The 22,198-nt window shown below is 66.0% G+C and carries 26 protein-coding genes; 8 read left to right on the top strand and 18 right to left on the bottom strand.

Annotation, left to right across the window (positions count from 1 at the left end):
• Positions 1-9: 9 nt before the first annotated feature.
• The gene (locus NWF34_RS04605) at positions 10-681 is read right to left on the bottom strand and encodes a DedA family protein (protein WP_159404893.1); all 672 of its coding nucleotides are present in this window, start codon (positions 679-681) and stop codon (positions 10-12) included.
• 190 nt (positions 682-871) lie between these two features.
• On the opposite strand from NWF34_RS04605, the gene NWF34_RS04600 reads away from it, so the two are divergent.
• From NWF34_RS04600 to NWF34_RS04590, 3 genes are read left to right on the top strand one after another with little or no spacing between them, the layout of a single operon-like run.
• The gene (locus NWF34_RS04600) at positions 872-1,942 is read left to right on the top strand and encodes an alpha/beta fold hydrolase (RefSeq protein ID WP_191834493.1); all 1,071 of its coding nucleotides are present in this window, start codon (positions 872-874) and stop codon (positions 1,940-1,942) included.
• Between the two features lie 48 nt (positions 1,943-1,990).
• Positions 1,991-2,497, top strand: a complete 507-nt coding sequence (locus NWF34_RS04595; RefSeq protein WP_159404895.1) for a hypothetical protein — start codon at positions 1,991-1,993, stop codon at positions 2,495-2,497.
• Positions 2,498-2,557: 60 nt separating this feature from the next.
• Positions 2,558-3,178 (top strand): TM2 domain-containing protein, encoded by a 621-nt coding sequence (locus NWF34_RS04590; RefSeq protein ID WP_024497749.1) that lies wholly within the window; start codon positions 2,558-2,560, stop codon positions 3,176-3,178.
• Between the two features lie 42 nt (positions 3,179-3,220).
• Here the strand turns inward: NWF34_RS04590 and truA are convergent, their stop codons facing one another.
• The 8 genes from truA to infA all read right to left on the bottom strand — a co-directional run bounded on the left by truA (position 3,221) and on the right by infA (position 7,998).
• On the bottom strand, positions 3,221-4,096 hold the full coding sequence (gene truA, locus NWF34_RS04585) for a tRNA pseudouridine(38-40) synthase TruA (RefSeq protein ID WP_191835022.1): 876 nt from the start codon (positions 4,094-4,096) through the stop codon (positions 3,221-3,223).
• Positions 4,097-4,115: 19 nt separating this feature from the next.
• Positions 4,116-4,700: a 50S ribosomal protein L17 gene (rplQ, locus tag NWF34_RS04580; RefSeq protein WP_159404897.1), complete on the bottom strand. Its 585-nt coding sequence runs from the start codon at positions 4,698-4,700 to the stop codon at positions 4,116-4,118.
• Positions 4,701-4,783: 83 nt separating this feature from the next.
• The gene (locus NWF34_RS04575; RefSeq protein ID WP_005197582.1) at positions 4,784-5,836 is read right to left on the bottom strand and encodes a DNA-directed RNA polymerase subunit alpha; all 1,053 of its coding nucleotides are present in this window, start codon (positions 5,834-5,836) and stop codon (positions 4,784-4,786) included.
• A gap of 89 nt (positions 5,837-5,925) precedes the next feature.
• A complete protein-coding gene (rpsD, locus tag NWF34_RS04570) occupies positions 5,926-6,531 on the bottom strand; it encodes a 30S ribosomal protein S4 (protein ID WP_005197585.1) in 606 nt (201 codons plus the stop codon).
• 24 nt (positions 6,532-6,555) lie between these two features.
• Positions 6,556-6,963 carry a 30S ribosomal protein S11 gene (gene rpsK / locus NWF34_RS04565; protein WP_004023536.1) on the bottom strand — a complete coding sequence of 136 codons (408 nt, stop codon included), beginning with the start codon at positions 6,961-6,963 and terminating at the stop codon, positions 6,556-6,558.
• Positions 6,963-7,331: a 30S ribosomal protein S13 gene (gene rpsM, locus NWF34_RS04560; protein WP_006360180.1), complete on the bottom strand. Its 369-nt coding sequence runs from the start codon at positions 7,329-7,331 to the stop codon at positions 6,963-6,965. The genes rpsK and rpsM overlap by 1 nt, the downstream gene beginning before the upstream one ends.
• A 212-nt stretch (positions 7,332-7,543) precedes the next feature.
• On the bottom strand, positions 7,544-7,657 hold the full coding sequence (gene rpmJ / locus NWF34_RS04555; protein WP_005207978.1) for a 50S ribosomal protein L36: 114 nt from the start codon (positions 7,655-7,657) through the stop codon (positions 7,544-7,546).
• Between the two features lie 119 nt (positions 7,658-7,776).
• Complete coding sequence (infA, locus tag NWF34_RS04550; protein ID WP_005170487.1) at positions 7,777-7,998, bottom strand: translation initiation factor IF-1; 222 nt, start codon at positions 7,996-7,998, stop codon at positions 7,777-7,779.
• Positions 7,999-8,293: 295 nt separating this feature from the next.
• Here infA and NWF34_RS04545 point away from each other — a divergent pair, with 295 nt between their 5' ends.
• The 5 genes from NWF34_RS04545 to fdhD all read left to right on the top strand — a co-directional run bounded on the left by NWF34_RS04545 (position 8,294) and on the right by fdhD (position 11,486).
• Entirely contained in the window at positions 8,294-8,686 is a 393-nt protein-coding gene (locus tag NWF34_RS04545) for a phage holin family protein (protein WP_006434603.1), read from the top strand.
• Positions 8,683-9,429, top strand: a complete 747-nt coding sequence (locus tag NWF34_RS04540) for an SIMPL domain-containing protein (protein WP_159404898.1) — start codon at positions 8,683-8,685, stop codon at positions 9,427-9,429. The genes NWF34_RS04545 and NWF34_RS04540 overlap by 4 nt, the downstream gene beginning before the upstream one ends.
• A 162-nt stretch (positions 9,430-9,591) precedes the next feature.
• Complete coding sequence (locus NWF34_RS04535; protein WP_258324302.1) at positions 9,592-10,107, top strand: hypothetical protein; 516 nt, start codon at positions 9,592-9,594, stop codon at positions 10,105-10,107.
• Between the two features lie 55 nt (positions 10,108-10,162).
• Positions 10,163-10,612 (top strand): D-aminoacyl-tRNA deacylase, encoded by a 450-nt coding sequence (dtd, locus tag NWF34_RS04530; protein ID WP_159404900.1) that lies wholly within the window; start codon positions 10,163-10,165, stop codon positions 10,610-10,612.
• 16 nt (positions 10,613-10,628) lie between these two features.
• On the top strand, positions 10,629-11,486 hold the full coding sequence (fdhD, locus tag NWF34_RS04525) for a formate dehydrogenase accessory sulfurtransferase FdhD (protein ID WP_006360186.1): 858 nt from the start codon (positions 10,629-10,631) through the stop codon (positions 11,484-11,486).
• On the opposite strand, the gene NWF34_RS04520 is transcribed toward fdhD, so the two are convergent.
• From NWF34_RS04520 to secY, 9 genes are all read right to left on the bottom strand, one after another.
• Positions 11,476-12,588 carry an ABC transporter ATP-binding protein gene (locus tag NWF34_RS04520; RefSeq protein WP_024497742.1) on the bottom strand — a complete coding sequence of 371 codons (1,113 nt, stop codon included), beginning with the start codon at positions 12,586-12,588 and terminating at the stop codon, positions 11,476-11,478. The genes fdhD and NWF34_RS04520 overlap by 11 nt on opposite strands.
• A gap of 56 nt (positions 12,589-12,644) precedes the next feature.
• Positions 12,645-13,961, bottom strand: coding sequence for an ABC transporter substrate-binding protein (locus tag NWF34_RS04515; protein ID WP_258324301.1), 1,317 nt, complete (start codon positions 13,959-13,961; stop codon positions 12,645-12,647).
• A gap of 52 nt (positions 13,962-14,013) precedes the next feature.
• Positions 14,014-14,850 carry a carbohydrate ABC transporter permease gene (locus tag NWF34_RS04510; RefSeq protein WP_024497740.1) on the bottom strand — a complete coding sequence of 279 codons (837 nt, stop codon included), beginning with the start codon at positions 14,848-14,850 and terminating at the stop codon, positions 14,014-14,016.
• A complete protein-coding gene (locus tag NWF34_RS04505; protein ID WP_006360190.1) occupies positions 14,847-15,764 on the bottom strand; it encodes a carbohydrate ABC transporter permease in 918 nt (305 codons plus the stop codon). The genes NWF34_RS04510 and NWF34_RS04505 overlap by 4 nt, the downstream gene beginning before the upstream one ends.
• A gap of 130 nt (positions 15,765-15,894) precedes the next feature.
• The gene (locus NWF34_RS04500) at positions 15,895-17,988 is read right to left on the bottom strand and encodes a bifunctional lysylphosphatidylglycerol flippase/synthetase MprF (RefSeq protein WP_258324300.1); all 2,094 of its coding nucleotides are present in this window, start codon (positions 17,986-17,988) and stop codon (positions 15,895-15,897) included.
• 2 nt (positions 17,989-17,990) lie between these two features.
• Positions 17,991-19,382, bottom strand: a complete 1,392-nt coding sequence (locus NWF34_RS04495; RefSeq protein ID WP_309148625.1) for an alpha/beta hydrolase-fold protein — start codon at positions 19,380-19,382, stop codon at positions 17,991-17,993.
• Between the two features lie 101 nt (positions 19,383-19,483).
• Complete coding sequence (gene map, locus NWF34_RS04490) at positions 19,484-20,278, bottom strand: type I methionyl aminopeptidase (RefSeq protein WP_024497737.1); 795 nt, start codon at positions 20,276-20,278, stop codon at positions 19,484-19,486.
• 23 nt (positions 20,279-20,301) lie between these two features.
• A complete protein-coding gene (locus NWF34_RS04485) occupies positions 20,302-20,856 on the bottom strand; it encodes an adenylate kinase (protein WP_024497736.1) in 555 nt (184 codons plus the stop codon).
• A complete protein-coding gene (gene secY / locus NWF34_RS04480; protein ID WP_024497735.1) occupies positions 20,853-22,181 on the bottom strand; it encodes a preprotein translocase subunit SecY in 1,329 nt (442 codons plus the stop codon). Before secY ends, NWF34_RS04485 begins: the two co-directional genes overlap by 4 nt.
• Between the last annotated feature and the right edge of the window lie 17 nt (positions 22,182-22,198).

The raw sequence follows: 22,198 nt of genomic DNA, 5'->3' as shown, positions 1-22,198 counted from the left end.
ATCGGGGTCTCACGTCGCTTCTGGCGGGACCTGTTTCTCCGACGGGGCCGAGTCCACCGGCACGACGGCGCGTTGCCGTCGTCGCGTCTCCCGCCAGCGCCGCGCCGCGTGCACGAACATCGGCACCACGACCGTGAAAACAGATCCGATGATGAGGATCTCGATGTTGTCGCGGACGACCGGCACGTTGCCGAGCAGGTAGCCCGCCAGGATTATCCCGCCCGCCCAGACGAAGCTACCCAGAACGCTGAACAGCGTGAACACACGGTGCGACATCCCGCTGAAGCCCGCGACGAGTGGCGTCAGCGTTCGGACGATCCCGATGAACCGGCCGAAAAACACCGTCAGCGGACCGAATCGGTCGAAGAAGGCGTTGGTCTTCACCACATATTCGGGACCGATGCTCCGCATCATCCGGCCCTCGACGACACCGCGACCCAGCCGTCGACCGATGAGGTAGCCGCACTGGTCCCCCGCCACCGCGGCCAGCGCCACCAGGGGAATGACCAGCCAGACCGGTGCGAACGGGTCGGGTTGCGCGGCGAAGACACCCGCGGTGAACAGGAGCGAGTCACCGGGGAAGACGACACCGACCAGCAATCCGGTCTCGACGAAGACCAGGACGCACAGACCGACCAGGCCACCGGTGGCCACGAAGGATTCGACATCGAACGGATTCATCAGCGCCAACAGTAGTGGTTCGCGCAGGTGAGACGGTTGTTCGGACCGGACCAACAGATGAATTCCGGTGGAGGTCCGGGCGACGGCCGGCCTGGTCATCCGTCCCACTCACATACCGGCGCGCGACCTCCCACGAGATGGGGTTTACTCGAGGAAAGCAGCACACCTCGAGCAAGAAGGGGGAACCACAGTGCAGTCCAAGACCCCCGGTCCGTCGAAGACACCAGGCCCGTCCTTGCGACCCGTCACCGACACCGACGTCCGCGTCGAGTACCACACGATCCACGGCTACCGTCGCGCCTACCGGATCGCCGGCAGCGGTCCCGCCCTGCTGCTCATCCACGGCATCGGCGACAACTCGTCGACGTGGGATGAGGTCATCCCGATCCTGGCCCAGCACTACACGGTCATCGCGCCGGATCTCCTCGGCCACGGCCTTTCCGACAAACCCCGGGCCGACTACTCGGTCCCGGCTTTCGCCAACGGGATGCGCGATCTCCTCGTCGTCCTGGGGCACTCCAAGGTCACCGTCGTCGGGCACTCACTCGGCGGCGGTGTGGCGATGCAGTTCTGCTATCAGTTCCCGCGGTTCGTCGAGCGCCTGGTCCTCGTCGCCGCCGGCGGCGTGACCAGGGAGGTCAACCCCGCCCTGCGCCTGATCTCCCTACCAGTCGTCCACCAGGCCCTGTCGGCACTCCGAATCCCGGGCGTCGTACCCGGACTCCGGGCCGCCGCGAAGGCCGCCGCGGCCGCCCCGGTACTCCCGTTCGCGCCGGCGAGCACCACACCCAGGCGCCTTCTCGCCGATCACGAGGACCTGATGCGCGTCCTGGGCGGCCTCGCCGACCCGACGGCATGTTCGGCGTTCCTGCGAACACTGCGAGCCGTGGTCGACTGGCGCGGACAGTCGGTCACGATGCTCGACCGCAGCTACCTCACCGAACGCCTCCCCGTGCTGCTCGTATGGGGTGACGAGGACATCGTCATCCCGTATCACCACGCCGAACTCGCGCATTCGGCGATTCCGCACTCCGAACTCGAAACCTTTGTCGGCTCCGGACATTTCCCGTTCCACGACGATCCGGAACGCTTCTGCCGAGTGGTCATCGACTTCATCTCGCGGCACGAGCCCATCGTGTTCGACCCGCTGAACTGGCGTCATCTGATGTCCGAGGGAGCACATCCCGAGCAGTTCACCGGCGACGAGGACACGGTCGAGGAGGTACTCGAGGCGTTCGAAGACGAACGCAATGCGACCTGAGCGAGCACACCGCCGTCCCGTGTCGGAGGTCTGTGCCACCATGGGTCCATGACCTACCCGGGTGGCGGGCCCGACGGCACCACGCCGTTCCCGCACCAACGTTCCGAGTACGACTCGAGCCCCGGTTTCGCCGTGCCCGGCTACGGTGCGCCACAGTCGGATCCGACTCAGTACCAGTACGGCGCGGCACCGATCCCCGAGCAACCGCTCGTCGTGATCGGCGACATCACGTGCACCCAGAACTTCGTCATCACGCCTTCGGGCACCTGTCCGATCTCCGGTACCCAGTGGACCGTCACCGACATGTCCGTGTCGACCGAACGGATGTCACAGACCGGTCTGGTACTGGCCATCGTGGGGTTCTTCATGGTGTGCTTTCTCAGCCTGCTGTTCCTGCTGATGAAGGAACGCAGTACCAGCGGCTACATCCAGGTGATCGTGCGCGGCGCGGGCGGCTTCCTGCACGTCACCAACATCCCGGCGTTTTCGCCGGTCACCATGGGTGACGTCTCGGGTCGCGTCAACTACGCCCGCACGCTGGCCGCGATGGCCTGACCGCACGACCACCGAGCACGCTCGACACCACGCAGGACCATACCGAGGAGGACGACCCCGATGACCAGTCCGGAGAACCCCGGAGACAAGCCGTACGACCCGTTCGTGAAACAGCCCCCGCCTGCGGAGACCTCCCAGAACGGCGGCCCGGCCCACGGCACCGACCCCAACGCGGGATACGCGGCACCGCCGTCTCCCGGTGCGCCCGAGGGCTACCAGTCACCGCAGGGGTATGACGCCCAGCAGCAGTACGGCACCTCGCCGCAGTACGGTTCCGCTCAATACGGAGCACCTCAGTACGGAGCACCTCAGTACGGTGCACCCCAGTACGGGGCACCCCAGTACGGGGCACCGGCTGGCTACGGATATCCCGGCGCACCGGACCCCACCGCTCCGTACGGTCGCGATCCCGCGACCGGCGAACCGCTGTCGGACAAGTCGAAGCTCGTCGCGGGTCTGCTCCAGATCTTCCTCGGCTCGCTCGGCGTCGGCCGCTTCTACATCGGCGACAACACCATCGGCGGTATCCAGCTCGGTCTGACCATCATCGGCTACATCACCGCGATCTTCCTGATCGGGTTCGTGCTGATCTTCGGCGTGGCGATCTGGGCCCTCGTCGACGGCATCATGATGCTGACCGGCAGCGTCCGGGACAAGAACGGCCTCAAGCTCGGGAACTGACCCTTCGATACGCTCCGGGGCTACTCAGGGAGCAGGGCTACCTCAGCCGCCGCAGCAACCGGTGGATCCGCGCACGTCGCGGGTCACCGTGTTGCGGGCGGCTAGTTCGTCGTCGGCCGGATAGTCGACGCCAACCAGACACAGTCCGCGGGCCTCCGCCACCGGAACCTGCGGGCTGCGCACCTTCTCCGAGAGAAGTCCTCGACACCAGTCGATGCCGCGCCGGCCGTCGCCGACGCTCGCGACGGCACCCACCAGCGACCGCACCATCGACCAGCAGAACGCATCCGCAGTGACCTCACCGACGAGGACACCGTCCGGGTCGCGGGTCCACTCGAAACGCTGGAGGTCGCGGATCGTCGTCGCGCCCTCGCGTCGACGGCAGAAGGCGGCAAAATCGTTCAGCCCCAACAACTCCGACGACGCGGCATTCATCGTTCGCACATCGAGCGGTCGGCGCCACGTCGCCGTGGTCCGGGCCACCACGGGTTCCGGGCCCCAGCGCGAATCGTCCAGGCGGTACCGGTAGTGGCGTCGTAGCGCGGAGAACCGCGCATCGAATGCGTCAGGTACCACCCGGACTTCTTTCACCCGGATGTCATCCGGGCACATCTTCGCCAGTCGACCGACGAGGGTCGACGGGTCCCCGCCGATCGACCGGGTCTCCAGCGCCGAGGCCGGGATGACGGCGTGCGCGACCTGCCCCGTCGCATGCACACCGGCGTCGGTCCGCCCGGCCACCGTCAGCCGGACCGGCACCCGCAGGATCGTCGACAACCGGGTCTCGAGTTCCTCGCACACACTGCGCTGACCGATCTGCCGTGCCCATCCGGCGAAATCGGTGCCGTCGTAGCCGAGGTCGAAGCGCAGACGACAGAACCCGCCGGCACCGGAATCCGGGCCGACGGGTTCGGTCAGCAGTTCTCGACTCAGTCGACTACTTCTTGTCGTCGTCTGTGTCGGACGAAGCGGGGTCGGTCGCCTCTTCCGCCTCCACGGCGGTGGCGGCGGTCGACTCGTCGTCGACGGCCTCGGCGACAGCTTCGGCGTTGGCGACCTCGGCGTCGGTGGCGTCGGCCTCGACAGCCTCCACCACGTTCTCGGTCTCCGCAGCCTTCTTCGAGGCGGCGACGCGGGTCGCGCGCGAAGCCTCGCTCGACGCGGTGGTCTCGCGCACCAGCTCGATCACGGCCATGGGGGCGTTGTCACCCTTGCGCGGCAGCGTCTTGATGATGCGGGTGTAACCACCGTTGCGATCGGCGAAGAACGGGCCGATCTCGTCGAACAGCGTGTGCACGACGTCCTTGTTGCGGATGTCCTTCAGCACCTCACGACGGTTGGCCAGCTTGCCGGCCTTGGCGTGGGTGATGATCTTTTCCGCGTACGGGCGCAGGCGCTTGGCCTTTGCTTCGGTGGTGGTGATGCGGCCGTGCTCGAAGAGCGAGGTGGCGAGGTTCGCCAGCATCGCTTTCTGGTGGCTGGCCGACCCGCCGAGGCGGGCACCCTTGGTGGGCTTGGGCATTGTCTTCTCCTAGGAGGACTCCCGATCGCTCGAGCGGGAAGTCAGGGTTTGGGCGAGCGTGACAGCTTGCCGCGGCGACGCGACTAGAGCTGTTCGGTTTCGGCGAAATCCTCACCGGAATCGGCGTCGAACGACGCGTCTTCCGACCACGTACCGGTGGCGGGGTCGTAACCGGCGACCTGCGACGGATCGAAGCTGGCCGGACTGTCCTTGAGGGACAGGCCGAGCGCGTGCAGCTTGACCTTGACCTCGTCGATCGACTTCTGGCCGAAGTTGCGGATGTCGAGCAGATCCGACTCGGTCCGGGCAACCAGCTCGCCGACGGTGTGAACACCCTCGCGCTTGAGGCAGTTGTACGAACGGACGGTCAGCTCGAGATCCTCGATCGGCAGGCTGAACGACGCGATGTGGTCGGCCTCCGCCGGAGACGGCCCGATCTCGATGCCCTCGGCCTCGACGTTGAGCTCCCGGGCGAGCCCGAAGAGCTCCACCAGGGTCTTGCCCGCCGACGCCAGCGCGTCACGCGCGCTGATCGAGTTCTTGGTCTCCACGTCGAGCACGAGCCGATCGAAGTCGGTGCGCTGCTCGACACGGGTGGCCTCGACCTTGTAGGTCACCTTGAGCACCGGCGAGTAGATCGAGTCGACCGGGATACGGCCGATCTCGGCACCCGACGCCTTGTTCTGCACGGCCGGCACGTAGCCGCGGCCCCGCTCGACGACGAGCTCGATCTCGAGCTTGCCCTTGTCGTTCAGGGTTGCGATGTGCAGATCGGGGTTGTGCACGGTGACACCGGCCGGGGGCACGATGTCGGCGCCGGTGACGGTGCCCGGACCCTGCTTGCGCACGTACATGGTGACCGGCTCGTCCTCGTCCGAGGAGACCACGAGGCCCTTGAGGTTCAGGATGATGTCGGTGACGTCTTCCTTGACCCCGGGGACGGTGGTGAACTCGTGCAGGACACCGTCGATCCGGATGCTGGTGATCGCAGCACCCGGGATCGAGCTGAGCAGAGTACGACGCAGCGAGTTACCGAGGGTGTAACCGAAGCCCGGCTCGAGCGGTTCGATGACGAACTTCGACCGGTTCTCGGCGATGACTTCCTCGGTGAGGGTGGGTCGCTGTGAGATGAGCATTTCGTTTTCTCCTTTGGCCGCCCGCTATATGACGGCCTCGAGGGTGAACCGAACAGCAGGTAGCTGTCGGGCTGGTCTTGCTCGAGGAACTACTTGGAGTAGAACTCGACGATGAGCTGTTCCTGCAGCGGGACCTCGATCTGAGCGCGCTCGGGCACCGAGTGCACGAGGATGCGCAGGGTCGAGGGCACGACCTGGAGCCAACCCGGGACCGGACGATCGCCGACGAGCTCCTTGGCGATCTGGAACGGGACGGTCTGCAGCGACTTCGGACGGACGTCGATGATGTCGTACTGGCTGACGCGGTAGCTGGGGACGTCGACCTTCACACCGTTGACGGTGAAGTGGCCGTGGCTGACCAGCTGGCGAGCCTGACGACGGGTCCGCGCGATGCCCGAGCGGTACACGACGTTGTCGAGACGGGTCTCGAGCAGCTTCAGCAGTTCGTCACCGGTCTTGCCGGTGCGACGATTCGCCTCCTCGAAGTAGCGACGGAACTGCTTCTCCATCACTCCGTAGGTGAAGCGGGCCTTCTGCTTCTCCTGCAGCTGCAGGAGGTATTCGCTCTCCTTGATCCGCGAGCGGCCGTGCTGGCCGGGCGGGTAGGGGCGACGCTCGAACGCAGCGTCTCCACCGATCAGATCGACGCGAAGACGACGAGACTTCTTAGTTGCGGGGCCGGTATAACGAGCCATGTTTCTCTGTTCCTCCCTTTCCCGCTAGACCCGACGCCGCTTGGGCGGACGGCAACCGTTGTGCGGCTGCGGGGTGACATCGGAAATGGTGCCGACCTCGAGGCCGGCTGCCTGCAGGGAGCGGATGGCGGTCTCGCGACCCGAGCCCGGTCCCTTGACGAACACGTCGACCTTCTTGACGCCGTGTTCCTGGGCCTTGCGCGCAGCGTTCTCGGCCGCGAGCTGAGCCGCGAACGGGGTGCTCTTGCGCGAGCCCTTGAAACCGACGTGGCCCGACGACGCCCAGCTGATGATGTTTCCGCTGGGGTCGCTGATCGACACGATGGTGTTGTTGAACGTCGACTTGATGTGTGCGTGGCCGTGCGGGACGTTCTTCTTATCGCGACGGCGGGTGCCCTTCTTGGGGCCTGCGCTACGTGACTTCGGAGGCATTACTTCTTCTTCCCGGCGATGGTCTTCTTCGGGCCCTTGCGAGTGCGGGCATTGGTCTTGGTGCGCTGTCCACGGACGGGCAGGCCACGACGGTGGCGCAGACCCTGGTAGCAGCCGATCTCGATCTTGCGACGGATATCGGCCTGCACCTCGCGACGCAGGTCACCCTCGACCTTCACCGAGGCTTCGATGTACTCACGCAGCTTCGAGACGTCTGCGTCAGTGAGATCCTTCGCGCGGAGGTCGGGGCTGAGGCCCGTTCCCGCGAGGATCTCCTTGGAGGTGGTGCGTCCAACTCCGTAGATGTAGGTCAGTGCGATCTCCAGCCGCTTTTCGCGGGGGAGATCCACACCAGCAACACGTGCCATGTGGCGGATTTCCTTTTCGATGTCCAGAGGTCTTCTCCCAGTCCGTCCCGTGAGCTGTGTGCGGACCGTGTGTCCACACCTCGCGGGCTCCGGCCTCTGATCCGGAGGTAGGCGGTGACTCGTCTGTCGCCGCTGGTGCTGAGAGGTCTTCTGATATTCGGTTGTCGTTCTTCAGTTGTTCTGACTCAAGCGACCCGGAGGGGTGCGCGTGATCAGCCCTGACGCTGCTTGTGACGCAGGTTCTCGCAGATCACCATGACCCGACCGTTGCGGCGGATCACCTTGCACTTCTCGCAGATCGGCTTGACGCTCGGCTGAACCTTCACGTCAATCTCTCCTGCTCGGCTCGCCCGCGCGCACGCCGAAACGCGGCCGTACACGTGGGTGTCGGTCTCCTCCCAGACGGATGTCGGGGAAGTCTTCTCCCGGCGGCGCCGGGAAAGTCTTACTTGTAGCGGTACACGATCCGCCCACGACCGAGGTCGTAGGGCGAGAGTTCCACGACGACCCGATCCTCGGGCAGGATGCGGATGTAGTGCTGCCGCATCTTGCCGCTGATGTGGGCGAGAACCTTGTGTCCGTTCTCCAGCTCAATACGAAACATCGCATTGGGCAGGGGTTCGATCACTCGACCCTCGACCTCGATGGCCCCGTCTTTCTTCGCCATGTCCTCCGCGATCCTGGCCGTTTCCGCGACACCCGGATGGTGCTGCGTCGTTGGCCCGGTTGAATCAGTGTTTGTCCGTTAGGGTGTGGGCACCGGTCCGCAAGGACCTGCACCCGGTGCGAGCGTCTCCGGATCCGCGTGGGGGCACGCGAACACCGGCACGCGAGACGCACCGACGATCTATGTTACGCGAACTGCGAGAACAGTCCAAATGCGTGCCGATCTACCCGGCCATCCACATGGTTCGGACACGAGACCACGATTTCGGCACGACCGTACTGGCAGACTGTTGCCCATGCTGGCATTTCTGGTCCGCACCGTGTGCACCGCGGTGGCGTTGTGGGTGGCGACGCTGATCGTCCCGGGCATCGAGTTCGTCGGCGGGTCGACGACGGCCGAGAAGATCGGGATCGCACTGGTCGTGGCCGTGATCTTCGGCGTCCTCAACGCCTTCGTGAAGCCGATCGTGCAGATCATCTCGATCCCCTTCTACATCCTGACGCTGGGGCTCATCCACATCGTGATCAATGCATTGATGTTGGAGATCACCGCGTGGATCACCCGCAACACCACGCACTGGGGTCTCGAGGTCGACGACTTCTTCTGGTCGGCCATCTTCGGCGCGATCGTCGTCTCGGTCGTGGGCTGGCTACTCGCGCTGCTGATGCGGGACCCGGTCGATCGATGAGCGCCGCGAGGAAGACCCTCGAGGGCCTCAGACGCCTCGGGGGCGTGGCCGTCGCCGTCCCGGCGCTGTCTCTCACGCTCGCCGCGTGCGGCAGCGACGCGGCCGTCGATCAGGAACGGTCGGTCACCGTCGTCGGCTCCGGACAGGTCAGCGGCGCCCCCGACACATTGCGCGCCGACATCGGCGTCGAGTCGACGGCCGGCGACGTGACCACCGCGGTGAACGAGACGAGCGAGAAGATCCGCGCGGTCACCGACGCGATCGTCGGCGCCGGTGTGGAACGCAAGGACGTGGCCACCCAGCAGGTCTCGGTCACCCCGCAGTACTCGAGCCCGGTCCCCGGCGGTTCCGGTCAGATCAGCGGATATGTGGCGACCAACTCCATCCGGGTCACCATCCGCGACATCTCCACGGCCTCGACGATCCTGAGCGCGGCCGCCACCGCGGGCGGCGACAACACCCGGATCAGCAATGTCGCCTTCGCCATCGACGACGATTCTCAACTCCTCGAGGAGGCCCGGGAAACGGCGTTCAACGACGCCCGGGGGCGCGCCGAGCAGTACGCCTCGCTGGCCGGCGACGATCTCGGCAAGGTCCTGACCGTCAAGGAGACGACCAGCGGCCAGGAGCAGCCCGCCTCCCCCGGTTCGTTCGAGCGCGATGTCGCCGCAGCCCCCGTCCCCATCGAACCCGGCGAGCAGGAGCTGACCTTCACGGTCACGGTGACGTTCGCGCTCAACTGAGCTCGTTCGACGTGATGCGCACCCGAATTGCCCGGTGCGCGAAGAATCTTCGCCACGGATCGACAACAGCTGGGTCACAACCCGATAACACCGCCGGAACGCGGTTTCTACCGTGAGGGGGGCCGGGGAATAGGAGAGCGGAGTCTAGCGAAGGAGATTGTCATGACGGGTATCCGAGTACGCGCACTCACCGCCACCGGTGTCGCCGCAGCGGCCGCACTGGTCGCGACCCTGGGGGTCACCGCGCCGGCCGACGCCGCCGAGACCAAGTCGCTGAAGGTCTCCGGCGAACTCGAGATCGCGCCGGACCTCGAGATCCTCGAGATCACGGCCGAGGGCACCACCGACGCGGAGGGCAAGACCACCGGAACCTACGTCGCGACCCTGCTGGCCGGTGACGACGACAATCCCCTCCCGTTCAAGGTGAAGGGACCGATCACGTGCATCCACACCGAGGGCAACACGGCGTCGCTGGTGTACCCGATCACCGGCACCGAGCCCAACCTCGTCCCCGCTCCGCTGAAGGACGCACTCGCGGTGCAGATCACCGTACGCAAGGGCGCAGGCGAGGACGACAACAAGGTCGGGGTGAACGGCCCGGCACCCACCGCCTCCTTCCGTGGATGCAAGCCCGCGGCCACCCCGTACGAGTTCGACGGGGACATCGAGATCAGGTAGCTCTCCGGGTCTCCCCTGTCGCGAAAGAGCCACGCGCGCCTGGCATCCTGGACCGGTGCGAGCCGTCATCCAGCGAGTCAGTCAAGCCCGCGTGAGCGTCGACGGCGAGGTCGTCGGCGAACTCGACATCCCGGCCGGCGGTTCGGGCCTGGTCGCGCTCGTCGGCGCCACCCACGACGACACCGCCGACCATGCCGCGAAGCTGGCTGACAAGATCTGGCGGTTGCGGATCTTCAACGGCGACGACGGCCCCGAGAAAGCCGCCGCCGACATCGACGCCCCGATCCTGGTCATCAGCCAGTTCACCCTGTACGCCAACACCGCCAAGGGACGACGCCCGTCCTGGAACGCCGCGGCCCCGGGCCCGGTGGCCGAGCCGCTGGTCGACGCGGTCGCCGACGCCCTGCGCGCCGCCGGGGCAACCGTCGCCACCGGCCGGTTCGGAGCGAACATGCAGGTGAGCCTGGTCAACGACGGACCGGTCACCCTGATTCTCGACGTCTGACGACTAGGGTCGAACCGTGGGACGAATAACCGCACGCCGGCGCGTCACCCGCATCCGACGCGATGCGGCCCCGACGCAGCGTGCCGACACCCTCGCCGTCGAGGAACCGTTGGAGATCCGCGTGGGCGGTCGACAGCTGAGCGTCACCATGCGTACCCCCGGCCACGATTTCGAACTCGTGGCCGGATACCTCGTCTCCGAGGGTCTCATCATCGCCGGCAGCGACTACTCCACCGCGCGGTACTGCGCGGGTACCGACTCCACCGGCGCGAACACCTACAACGTCGTCGACGTCTCGCTGGCCGCCCACGTTCGGCCGCCCGCATCCGGCGTCGTCCGCCACAACACCATGACCAGTGCCTGTGGTGTCTGCGGGAAGGACAGCATCGAGTCCGTCCACACCGCGTCGGCCCACGACCCGGCGGCCGACACCTTGACCGTCGACGTCGACACGCTGCTGGGTCTCCCCGACCGTCTACGCGTCGAGCAGGACGTCTTCGACAAGACCGGCGGGCTCCACGCGGCGGCGCTCTTCGACGCCGACGGCGAACTGCTCGTCGTCCGTGAGGACGTGGGCCGGCACAACGCCGTCGACAAGGTCGTCGGCTGGGCGGTCCTCGCCGACCGACTCCCGTTGACCGGCACCGTCCTCCAGGTTTCCGGCCGGGCGAGCTTCGAACTGGTGCAGAAGGCCGCGATGGCGGGCATCCCGATGCTGAGCGCGGTGTCGGCGCCGTCCTCGCTCGCCGCCGATCTCGCCGACGAGCTCGGCATCACCCTGATCGGGTTCTCCCGCGGCGAGTCGATGGTGGTCTACACGCGGCCGGATCGGGTCGTCGCCGTCGACGAACACGCCGGGATCGTCACGAGTTGAGGTCGTGGCGCAGCGGATCGTCGAGTGCGGCACCGGTGACCGGGTCGAACCAGTAGGTCTCGGAGGGCTCCGGCACCAGACCGACCACGTCACCGACATCGATGGTGCGCCGATGGTCGACGCGAACGACGATACGGCTGTTCCGCAGCGGGACATCGGCACTGCAGTAGACGAACTGTTCGGCGCCGAGTTCCTCGACCAGATCAACCGTCCCGCGCAGCGCCCCGTCGTGCGAGACCGTCGAGACCGTCCACGATTCGGCGCGGAGTCCGACGACCACCTCCGAGGAGTTCGCAGCGGCGAGGACGGAGTCGGGCACCGGTAGGTGTGCCGCGCCCAGACGCACGACACCGTCGTCGATGCGGCCGTTGATCAGACACATCTGCGGCGACCCCATGAACGATGCGACGAACAGATTCGACGGCCTGGAGTAGATCTCCCGCGGAGTGCCCACCTGCTGCAACACACCATGGTCGAGGACGGCCACCCGGTGCCCCATGGTCATCGCCTCGATCTGGTCGTGTGTCACGTACAGCGTCGTGACACCCAGTTCCCGCTGCATCGCGGCGATCTGCGCGCGGGTGCTGACCCGCAGCTTCGCGTCGAGGTTGGACAACGGCTCGTCCATGCAGAAGACCTTGGGACGCCGGACGATCGCACGTCCCATCGCCACCCGCTGCCGTTGTCCCCCCGACAGTTTGGCGGGCTTCCGGTCGAGAAGATGTGCGATGTCGAGCATTTCGGCGACTTCGGCCACACGCTTGCCGGTGTCCGGCTTGCTCATACCGGCATTGCGGAGGGCAAAGCCCATGTTGTCGGCGACCGTCATGTTCGGGTACAGCGCATAGTTCTGGAACACCATTGCGACGTCGCGCGCCTTGGGGGCCATCCCGACGACGTCGACGCCGTCGATCAGGATGGCCCCCGATTCGACCGACTCCAGGCCCGCGACCATCCGGAGGCTGGTCGACTTACCGCAACCCGACGGGCCGACGAGCACCATGAACTCGCCGTCGGCGACGTCGAGATCGAGCGAATCCACCGCGGGTGGTAGGTCGTCGGCGAACCGCCGGGTCGCCGCGTCGAAGGTCACTGAAGCCATGAACTATCGAATCCTGCCCTGTGTCTTGCTGTCAGAGATGGTTACGGGGTGCGTGATCAGTTCGGCAGCTTGGACTTGATCTGTCCGTCGTAGATCCGCTGCAGCTGCTGCTGCACATCGCCGAGGGTCTTGGTGACATCGGCGTTGCGCAGACCGATCTGCTCGTAGCCGGTGCCGATCACCTTGTCGGCGCCGGGCAGGAACACCCGGGCGTAATCCTGCGACTTGGTGTTCGGCAGCTGCTCGATGGCGGTCTTGAAGTTCGGGTTCTCGGCCAGGAACTTCTTCATCGACGGGTCGTCGGCCGCCCCGGTCCGCACCGGCATGTAACCGACGTTCTGCGAGAAGTACGCGGTGTTGGCGGTGTTGGTGAAGAAGTCGATGAACCTGAGCGCGTTCACCTTCCGCTCATCGGAGATCTTCGCCGGGATGGCGAGGCCGGCGCCGCCGGTCGGGCAGCCCTTTGTTCCGTCCGGCGCAGGCAGGAAGGCCGTGCCGAAGCTGAACTTGGCATCCTTGGTGACACCGGAGAGGTCACCGGTCGACGCGATGGTGGACGCGATGATCCCGGCACTGAAGTCGGCGGCGATGTCGTTGGAGATCGCGGCGTACTTGTCCTTGTTGATCGAGTCGGACAGATACTGCGCGGCCTCGATCGTCTTGGGATCGGTGAACTTCAGGTCCCACTGGTCGGAGTAGGCACCACCGAAGGTCCAGGTGGGACCCTCGAAGGTCCAGCCCAGGTAGTCGGTGGCGTTACCCCAGCCGTGGGCCTTCTTGCCCGAGCCGACGACCTGCTGGATCCGCGGACCCCACTCACCGAACTCCTGCCAGCTGGCCGGACCGCGATCGGGCAGTCCGGCCTTCGCCCACACGTCCTTGTTGTAGTAGAACAGCGGCGTCGACCGGGCGTACGGCAACGCCCAGTGCTGATCATTCCAGTTGTAGTCTTCGACCAGCGAGGCAACATATTCCGAGGTGTTGACGCCGGCCTTGCCGAACAGGTCGTCGAGCGGCGTGATCGCGCCCTGCAGAGCGAAGTTGAACCACCACACATCCGACAGGACGACGATGTCGGGCACCGATCCGCCGGAGAGCGCCGCATTGAACTTCTGGGCGACCTCTTCGTAGTTCTTGCCGCCGTCCACGAGCTTGACCTTGATGTCGGGGTTGGCGGCCTCGAACCGGCTGATCAGTTCCTTCTCCACATCGGCCGATTTACCGGGGTGATTCGACCAGAAGGTGAGGGTGTTGGCGTCTCCGCCGGCGGAATCGCCCCCGCTGTCTCCGGAACCGGCACAGGCGGCCAGAGTGAGACCGGCGGCTGCGGCGGCTGCCGCGGCGAGAAAGCCCCGGCGCGAGAGATCGGTCATGGTGTCATACCCCTTTGTTCGTTGTTCGTCGGATACGTGGAGCCCGTGCTGGTCATCCTTTGACCGCACCGGAGGTCAGGCCCTTGATCATCTGGCGTTGCAGTACCAGGAACACGATCAGGATCGGGAGCATCGCCAGGACGGTCGCGGCCATCACCGGTCCCCAGTTGGTGACGCCGTCGTTGTTCTGCAGCTGCGTGAGACCTACCGGCAGCGTTGCCACCGAGTAGTCGTCGGCCATCAGGAACGGCCACAGGTACTCATTCCATTCGTTGACCAGGGTGATGAGCGCGAATGCGACCATGGTCGGGATCGAGATCGGCAGTACGACCCGCAGCAACAGCCGGACATGACCCGCGCCGTCCATCCGAGCGGCCTCGATGATCTCGGCGGGGATGGACAGAAAGTGGTTGCGCATCAGGAAGGTGCCGAAGGCGACACCGGCGAGCGGGAGGATGATGCCGATGAAGGTGTTCCGGAAGCCGAGTTGCGCGACCAGGGAATAGTTGGTGATGACGGTGATCTGATTGGGCACCATCAGCGCTGCGATGATGAGGATGAACACGACGTTCTTGAAGGGAAACCGCAAGAACACCAGCCCGTAGGCGCTGAGCACGCCCAGGACGAACTTCGCCACGGTCAGGACACACGTGACGATGACGGAGTTCCGCAGGAACTGCCAGAACGGCACGGATGTCGTTGCCTCCGTGTAGTTCTCGGGGTGCCAGCTGGACGGCCACCAGACCGCCGGCTGGACGTAGATCTCGGAGCGGTCCTTGAACGACGCCAGGACGATCCACACCAAGGGCAGCGCCACCACGACCACCACCAGCACCATGGCCGCGTAGCCGCAGGCGGTCACCAGACGATGCCTGCTCACGTCGTTCATCGACTCTCCCGATCCATGACACGCACCTGCGCAACGGTGATCACCAGCAGGACGACGAACATGATGGTCGCGACCGTGGCACCGTAGCCGGCTCGAAAGTTGCGGAACGACTCCTCGTAGACCTGGTAGACCATCGTGGTGGTGCCGTTACCCAGAGGTCCTCCCCGCGTCATCACGTTGATGATGTCGAAGACCTGTAACGAGTTGAGCATCACGGTGATCGACAGGAAGTACGTCGTCGGACGAAGCTGCGGCAAGAGCACCCGGCGGAAATGGGTTGCCGCACTGGCACCGTCGATCTGGGCGGCTTCGTCGAGGTCGACCCGTCGCGCCTGCAACGCGGCCAGGTAGATGACGAACGTGTAGCCGATGTTCTTCCAGAGATAGGTGACCGTCACCATGAACAGTGCCCAGCCGGGCTGCTGGTAGAAGTCCGGTGCCGAGCCGAGGCCGAATCGGGTCATCAGGTCGTTGATGAGACCGAAATGCGGATCGAAGACGAACTGGAACGCGATGCCGATCGCCGCACCGGAGATCACGAACGGCGCGAAAACCACCGAACGCACCAGGTTCCGACCTCGGAGCGCCCGGTCGAGCAGCATGGCGAGCACCAGTCCGATCAGCATGCTCCCCGCCACCGCGACGACGGTGAAGACGACGGTGTTCGAGACGATCGTCCAGGTATCGGAGCGCGTCGCCCACTCCCGGTAATTCGACCACCCGATGAAGGTTGCCCCCGGCGACGAGATGTTCCAGTCGTAGAACGACATTCGGATGTTCTCGATCAAGGGACGGTAGGTGAACACCCCCAAGAGCACGAGATTGGGGCCCACGATCGCCAGAAAGAGCGCATAGGTGCGCCACGGACGTCGGCGCCCCACTTGGGGAAGGACTCGTTCGGTGACCGCGGGCACCCGGGGGAGTATTCAGATCGATTCGGACATCCCGCGAACGAGTCGGGGGTGATCCGGTGACAACTGGGTGTCCGGTGGGTGTCACAACCGGTACGGTCGTCCAGGTCGAGCATACCGGTTGCCGGGCGGCCTACGCCTCCTTGCCGGCCGCCGCGAGCTTGAGCAACTGCCCGGCGGTGGCGTCGGGCAGATAGGCGCGCGATACGGCCAAACCGATGCGGGGAAGATCACCTTCGTCGCGAACAGCCAGGTACACGGGCTCGTAGCGCGGATTGAACTTCTTCTTGAACGTGTGCAACGACCGGAAGCCGTAGTAAGGTTCGAGCGCTGCGCCGAGCGCGTCGAGCAGTTTGTCGAGCGGCTCGGGATCGAAATCCCCGGTGCGGGCCAGCGGCGCACCCGACAGCGAGATGAACTGTGCGCCCTCGTCTTTGAACGCGACAGCCGAGGAGGCGATGAGGTACTCGACGACGGGACCGAAACCGTCGGTCCGCCGCCGCATGATGTCGAGGGTCCAACCCGCAACCCCGCCGCCGGGCCCGTACACGGGGAGCCACGACAGCACACCGTGGACGTTGCCGTCCGGATCGACGGCGAGGGCGACCCGCACCGCGGGGTCCATCGCCTCCTCCACACTGCCGAGCGTGAAACCCATCTCCGGTAAGCCCTTGTCCCCCACCCATTCCTCGGAGATGGCGCGGACCTGGGTACGCACGGCGAAGGACTCGTCGGCGAGGGTCACCATCTTCATCGAGATGTCCTGCTTGCCGGCCTTGTTCATCGCCGACCGCACGTGTTGCCACGGCTTGCCCTTGAACTCGAGGCCGGGCAGGTCGACGATCGTGTCCTCCGCGATCTGCACGCTGAGCCAACCGCGTTCGGTGACGATCTCCGATGTCGACGACCCGATGGAGAACCAGCACGGCGTCGCACCGGATCGCTCCGCGAGCTCGATGAAGGCGTCGACCGCCGCCTTGCCCCGCTCCGGTGCGCACACCGGATCTGCCAGTGCCAGAAGGGTCCCGACGTGGTTCTGGTAGGTGACCACCGACTGCCCCGCGGAATCATCCGCACTGCCGGTGAACTGATAGGAATTGCCGGGCCAGGTCGTCATCCACGACATCGTGCCGCCGCCGTGTTCACGCAGGAGCGCCTTGACCCGGTCGACCGGGTCGGCGTCGGCGTCATCTCCCGCGCCCACATGCCGCACCCGCCACGGGACGGCGAACGCGAACCGGCCGGGGATCAGGATGGCGAGCAACAACGCCCACAGCAATGTGGTTCCCAGTGTCACCGCCCCCTCGGTGGAGACGTCGGTGAAGATGACGAGGACGACCGTCAACACCGTCGCGACGACGTTCACTGCGCCGATCACGACCGCGACCCACCAGGCCCAGCGCTTTCCCCGCCGCAGCTGGTCGGCGATCAGCACGTTGATCACCAGACCGATCAGCATGGTGAACACGGAGGCGTCGCCCGCGTCGGTCGGGCCCAGCGGGCCGTCCCCGGGGAACAGGAAGACCATCAGGTTCGCCGCCGCGATCACCAGCAGCGCGGCACAGCCCAGCATCCGGACCTCACGCCGAGTGCGCGGCATGTAGCCGCGTTCCTTGGTGGCGAAGAACTTCTCCCCGATCACCAGCATGATGACCGCTGCGAGAACGTATTCGACGGAGGCGAGCGTCCCCTGGAACAGGAAGGCGATGGCGACAACCGCACCCATCAGCACACGCACGCGCAGGCGCCACGGTGACCGGACGGTCGCCGAGGCCACCGCGACCGCGGACACGACCAGGGCGCCGACACCGGTCCCCCGCGAATCGGCCAGCTCCTCGGCCCACCGCCAGGAGGTGACCTCGGTCGACAGCAGCCACAGCAGACCGACGGTCAGGAAGCCGGCGACGAGGTGGCCGCCGACGCCGACCAGGATCGCCTTCACGGTGCCCAGTTGCCACTCGGCCCAACCCATTCCGACGATCACGACCACGAACGCGATGACGTACAGCCACGGGCCGGGTTCGACGAAGGCGGAGCTGATCGGCGTCCACCACTTGCCCTCACGCAGAGCGGGCAGACCGAAGGCCACCTCGTGATACCAGGCCTTGTCGTTCGCCCGGCTCCAGAGCGACCCGGTCGCCACCCCGACGACCGCAAGCGCGATGGCGAGCGCGGCGGTGAACGGCAACCGGCGGACAGCAGAGGACCACGACACGTCGAAGTGCATGGTCAACCGTACGACGGCGCGCTGCCCCGCAGTGCCTCCTTGTTCGGCAATGTCCCGTATTCGATGCGCTCCGGGCGATTTCGGCGCACAACTGGACCATGCGTCGGCTGTCCGGGTGGCCCGAGCCCGAGACGTTGGGCGAGCCATGGCGTCTGTTGCCGGAGAGCAACCGCCCACGCCGTGAAAGTATGCCCACCGGGAACCTCGGAGTAGTGGACGTCCATGCCGGCCGCCCGCGCCGCCCGGTACGACGTCACCACCGCCGGCCGTGTGGAACGGTCACCGCGTCCGACGACGAACGCCCCCGCCGACTCGGGGTAGCGCCGGCTCGCCAACAGATGGAGGGGTGTCACCGCCCGGAAGGCCGCCGCGTCGCCCCCGAACGCCGCGTCGACTGTGGTCTTCGTGGAACCGAGAGACGGTTCGGCGTCGCCGGAGAGGTCCAGGAACGTCGGGTACATCCCCGGACGGGTCGTGGCCAGCTGAAGTGCGCACGTGCCGCCGTACGAAAGCCCGCCGATGGCCCACGCCCGCCGGTCCGTCTCGGCGACGGGAAGTGTCCTGCGCGCCCAGCTCGCGACATCGTCGGTCAGATATGTCGCGACCCTCCCCAGCCGGGAATCCAAGCAGAGCGGGTTGCCGAAGATGCTGCCGGTGCCGTCGGCCAGGATCACGATCGGTGCCAGGCCGTCGTGAGCGCTCGCATAGGAGTCCATGGTCGCCGCCAGCCGGCCCCCGAACAGCCAATCCTCCGGCGAACCGGGCTGACCGGCCAGCAAGACCAGGACCGGAAGCCGAGGTGAGACCGGATCGAAGACGGCCGGCGGCAGGTAGACCTTGGCCGGTCTGGCTCGGAAACCCGAAACGCTACCGGGAATCCCGGCCGTCAGAATCCTCCCGTGACGTCCGATGTCGCGGGACGGGCGCCACTCCGGCAGATCGACGACTCGCTGATGGTGAGCGACCTGCGCCACCGAGACGGTCGGGGCACCCTCGTCGTGAATGAGCGCACCGACGGTCGGGTACCAGGCATAGAACGTGTTGACGTGCGAGAGCCCGAGCACGACAGCCAGCACTGCGGCCAGTACGGTCACAGATCTCTGGACGACGCCGCGTCCGGCGACGAGACGGGGCACCGACAGCAGCAGGCCGAGAACGCCGGCCGCACCCCATGCGCACACCGCCACGGGAACCGATTCGCCCCAGGAATGTTCGATGAAACGACGCACCAGCAGGGCCAGCACGACTGTCACGGCAATTGTCACCGGAACCACCACGAACAGATGGCGCTTCCGGGGCGAGAGAATCAGCCAGAGGACCGCGACCACACCGAGGACCGTCACCGTCAGCGGAATCCAGCCGCCGATGATCGACAGACCTACGGCATCACCCATCGCCATGGACCTCCCCAGCAGATGACCCGGCCAGGTTAGCACTGCGGGACGCCGGCAGCGGGGGGCCGATGGCGGCGTTCAACACCCAGAGGGCGAGAACCTCATTCCGGGCGGGGAGTCAGAATCCGCGGACCGTCGGCGGTGACCGCGACCGTGTGTTCCCAGTGGGCGGCGCGAGATCCGTCGTCGGTGACGACCGTCCAATCGTCGGAGAGGACAGTGGTGTCCACGGTGCCGAGAGTCAGCATCGGCTCGATCGCGAGCGTCGACCCGATCACCAGCAGCGGGCCCTTGCCCGGCGCGCCCTCGTTCGCGAGGAACGGGTCCATGTGCATCTCCCGGCCGATGCCGTGACCGCCGTACCCGTCGACGATGCCGAAGGGACGGCTGAACTTCTCCTCGGCGGCGCGGGTACCGAGTTCGATCGCATGGGAGATGTCGGTCAGGCGGGCGCCGTCGACCATGGCGGCGATACCGGCCTCCATCGAGAGCCTGGTGGCCTCGGACAGCTCCGCATCGGCCTGCGACAGCTCTCCGACACCGAAGGTCCAGGCCGAGTCGCCGTGCCAGCCGTCGAGGACCGCACCACAGTCGATGGACACCAGATCGCCTTCGGCGAGAACGACATCGGCCGACGGGATTCCGTGGACCACGACCTCGTTCACCGAACTGCAGATCGATCCCGGGAAGCCGTGGTAGCCCTTGAAGGACGGCACGGCCCCGGCTTCGCGGATCACCGTCTCGGCGACCTCGTCGAGATCGAGGGTGCTCACCCCCGGCTTCGAGGCGGCGCGAACGGCCACCAGGGCTGCTCCGACGACCGCGCCCGCCGCCGCCATCGCATCCAGCTCGCCGGCAGAGCGGAACGGGACGCGCTTACGTTTACGAAAGCCCATGAGCGGACGCAGTCGGCGGGACGTCAGGAAACGCCGGCGCCGAGAGCGCTCAGCACACGCTGGTGGACATCCTGGATGTCGCCCACCGCGTCGATGGTCTTGACCTGATCGCCGTAGTAGTCGAGCAGGGGCGAGGTCTCCTTGGTGTAGACGTCCATCCGGTTGCGGATGACCTCTTCGGTGTCGTCGGCGCGACCACGGGCCAGCATGCGCTCCACGACGACGTCGGTGTCGACGACGAAGGACAGCACGGCGTCGAGCGAGGCGTCGAGGTTGGCCAGGATCTCCTTGAGCGCGTCGGCCTGCTCGGTCGAACGCGGGAATCCGTCGAGGATGAAGCCCTTGGTCGCATCCGGCTCGCTCACGCGCGCACGGACCATGTCGACGGTGATCTCGGACGGGACCAGGTTGCCTGCGTCGAGGTACTTCTTGGCCTCGATGCCGACCGGGGTGCCCTGGGAGATGTTGGCGCGGAACAGGTCACCGGTGGAGATGTGCGGGATGCCGAGGGCTTCGCTCAGCAGTTCCGCCTGGGTGCCTTTACCTGCGCCGGGGGGGCCGAGAATAACGAGTCTCACTTGAGGAATCCTTCGTACTTGCGTTGCATCAACTGACTGTTGATCTGTTTCATCGTGTCCAGACCCACACCGACCATGATCAACACGGCCGTGCCCCCAAATGGCAGGTTCTGGACGTTGCCGCTGTTACCGATCTCGAGGAACAGGTTCGGCAGCACCGCGATGATACCGAGGTAGATCGAGCCCGGCAGAGTGATGCGGCTGAGCACGTAGCCCAGGTACTCCGCGGTCGGGGCGCCCGGCCTGATGCCCGGGATGAAGCCACCGTACTTCTTCATCTCGTCGGCGCGTTCCTCCGGATTGAACGTCACCGCCACGTAGAAGTACGTGAAGAAGATGATCATCAGGAAGTAGACCGCGATGTAGACCCCGTTGCTGGGATCGGTCAGGTACCTGGTGACGTATTCCTGCCAGGTCGACTGCGTGCCGTCGGTGCTGCGCGTCAGTTCGACGATCAGCTGCGGCAGGTACAGCAGCGACGAGGCGAAGATGACCGGGATGACGCCGGCCTGGTTCACCTTCAGCGGCAGGTAGGTCGACGACCCGCCGTACATCTTGCGGCCGACCATGCGCTTGGCGTACTGCACCGGGATGCGGCGCTGACCCTGCTCGATGAAGACGACGCCGGCCACGATGATCAGCGCGGCGACACACACCAGCGCGAAGACGAGTCCGCCGCGGGAGTTCAGGATGGTGCGACCCTCGGCCGGGATGCGAGCGGCGATACCGGCGAAGATCAGCAGCGACATGCCGTTGCCGATGCCGCGTTCGGTGATGAGCTCGCCGAACCACATGACGACACAGGCGCCGGCGGTCATGACGAGCACGATGATCGCGAGACCGAAGATGCTCGAGTCGTTGAGGACCTCACCGCTGGTCGCACAGGACTGCGGGAGGAGCTGACCGCGGTCGGCGAGGGCGACGATGCCGGTCGACTGGAGAAGTGCCAGCGCCACAGCCAGATAACGCGTGTACTGCGTCATCTTGGCCTGACCGGCCTGGCCTTCCTTGCGCAGCTGCTCGAACCGTGGGATGACCACCGTGAGCAACTGGACGATGATGGACGCCGTGATGTACGGCATGATGCCGATCGCGAACACCGACAGCTGCAGGAGCGCGCCGCCGGAGAACAGGTTGATCAGGGAGTAGACCGAGCTCGACTCACCGTTCGAGACCTCGTCCAGACATGCCCGCACGGCCTGGTAGTCCACGCCGGGCGACGGCACGGTCGCACCGAGGCGATACAGGACGATGATGCCGAGAACGAAGAGGATCTTCTTCCTCAGGTCCGGCGTCCGTATGGCCGCGAAGAGGGGGGAAAGCACTAACTCCTCCTAGGAAC

This window comes from Gordonia sp. GONU (genome assembly GCF_024733855.1).
GTDB classification, from domain to species: Bacteria; Actinomycetota; Actinomycetes; order Mycobacteriales; family Mycobacteriaceae; genus Gordonia; species Gordonia amicalis.
This window is presented reverse-complemented; position numbering and strand designations above follow the sequence as displayed.

What these genes read in the sequence shown, in the direction of transcription:
- rpsD (WP_005197585.1), bottom strand. Translation starts at nt 6,531, where the DNA reads ATGGCTCGTTATACCGGCCCCGCAACTAAGAAGTCTCGTCGTCTTCGC.
- map (WP_024497737.1), bottom strand. Translation starts at nt 20,278, where the DNA reads ATGGGCTTTCGTAAACGTAAGCGCGTCCCGTTCCGCTCTGCCGGCGAG.
- NWF34_RS04535 (WP_258324302.1), top strand. Translation starts at nt 9,592, where the DNA reads ATGACGGGTATCCGAGTACGCGCACTCACCGCCACCGGTGTCGCCGCA.
- NWF34_RS04540 (WP_159404898.1), top strand. Translation starts at nt 8,683, where the DNA reads ATGAGCGCCGCGAGGAAGACCCTCGAGGGCCTCAGACGCCTCGGGGGC.
- NWF34_RS04510 (WP_024497740.1), bottom strand. Translation starts at nt 14,850, where the DNA reads ATGAACGACGTGAGCAGGCATCGTCTGGTGACCGCCTGCGGCTACGCG.
- NWF34_RS04595 (WP_159404895.1), top strand. Translation starts at nt 1,991, where the DNA reads ATGACCTACCCGGGTGGCGGGCCCGACGGCACCACGCCGTTCCCGCAC.
- NWF34_RS04545 (WP_006434603.1), top strand. Translation starts at nt 8,294, where the DNA reads ATGCTGGCATTTCTGGTCCGCACCGTGTGCACCGCGGTGGCGTTGTGG.
- rpsK (WP_004023536.1), bottom strand. Translation starts at nt 6,963, where the DNA reads ATGCCTCCGAAGTCACGTAGCGCAGGCCCCAAGAAGGGCACCCGCCGT.
- NWF34_RS04590 (WP_024497749.1), top strand. Translation starts at nt 2,558, where the DNA reads ATGACCAGTCCGGAGAACCCCGGAGACAAGCCGTACGACCCGTTCGTG.
- NWF34_RS04605 (WP_159404893.1), bottom strand. Translation starts at nt 681, where the DNA reads ATGAATCCGTTCGATGTCGAATCCTTCGTGGCCACCGGTGGCCTGGTC.
- NWF34_RS04500 (WP_258324300.1), bottom strand. Translation starts at nt 17,988, where the DNA reads ATGCACTTCGACGTGTCGTGGTCCTCTGCTGTCCGCCGGTTGCCGTTC.
- NWF34_RS04515 (WP_258324301.1), bottom strand. Translation starts at nt 13,961, where the DNA reads ATGACCGATCTCTCGCGCCGGGGCTTTCTCGCCGCGGCAGCCGCCGCA.
- NWF34_RS04575 (WP_005197582.1), bottom strand. Translation starts at nt 5,836, where the DNA reads ATGCTCATCTCACAGCGACCCACCCTCACCGAGGAAGTCATCGCCGAG.
- NWF34_RS04520 (WP_024497742.1), bottom strand. Translation starts at nt 12,588, where the DNA reads ATGGCTTCAGTGACCTTCGACGCGGCGACCCGGCGGTTCGCCGACGAC.
- rplQ (WP_159404897.1), bottom strand. Translation starts at nt 4,700, where the DNA reads ATGCCCAAGCCCACCAAGGGTGCCCGCCTCGGCGGGTCGGCCAGCCAC.
- infA (WP_005170487.1), bottom strand. Translation starts at nt 7,998, where the DNA reads ATGGCGAAGAAAGACGGGGCCATCGAGGTCGAGGGTCGAGTGATCGAA.
- rpsM (WP_006360180.1), bottom strand. Translation starts at nt 7,331, where the DNA reads ATGGCACGTGTTGCTGGTGTGGATCTCCCCCGCGAAAAGCGGCTGGAG.
- NWF34_RS04495 (WP_309148625.1), bottom strand. Translation starts at nt 19,382, where the DNA reads ATGGGTGATGCCGTAGGTCTGTCGATCATCGGCGGCTGGATTCCGCTG.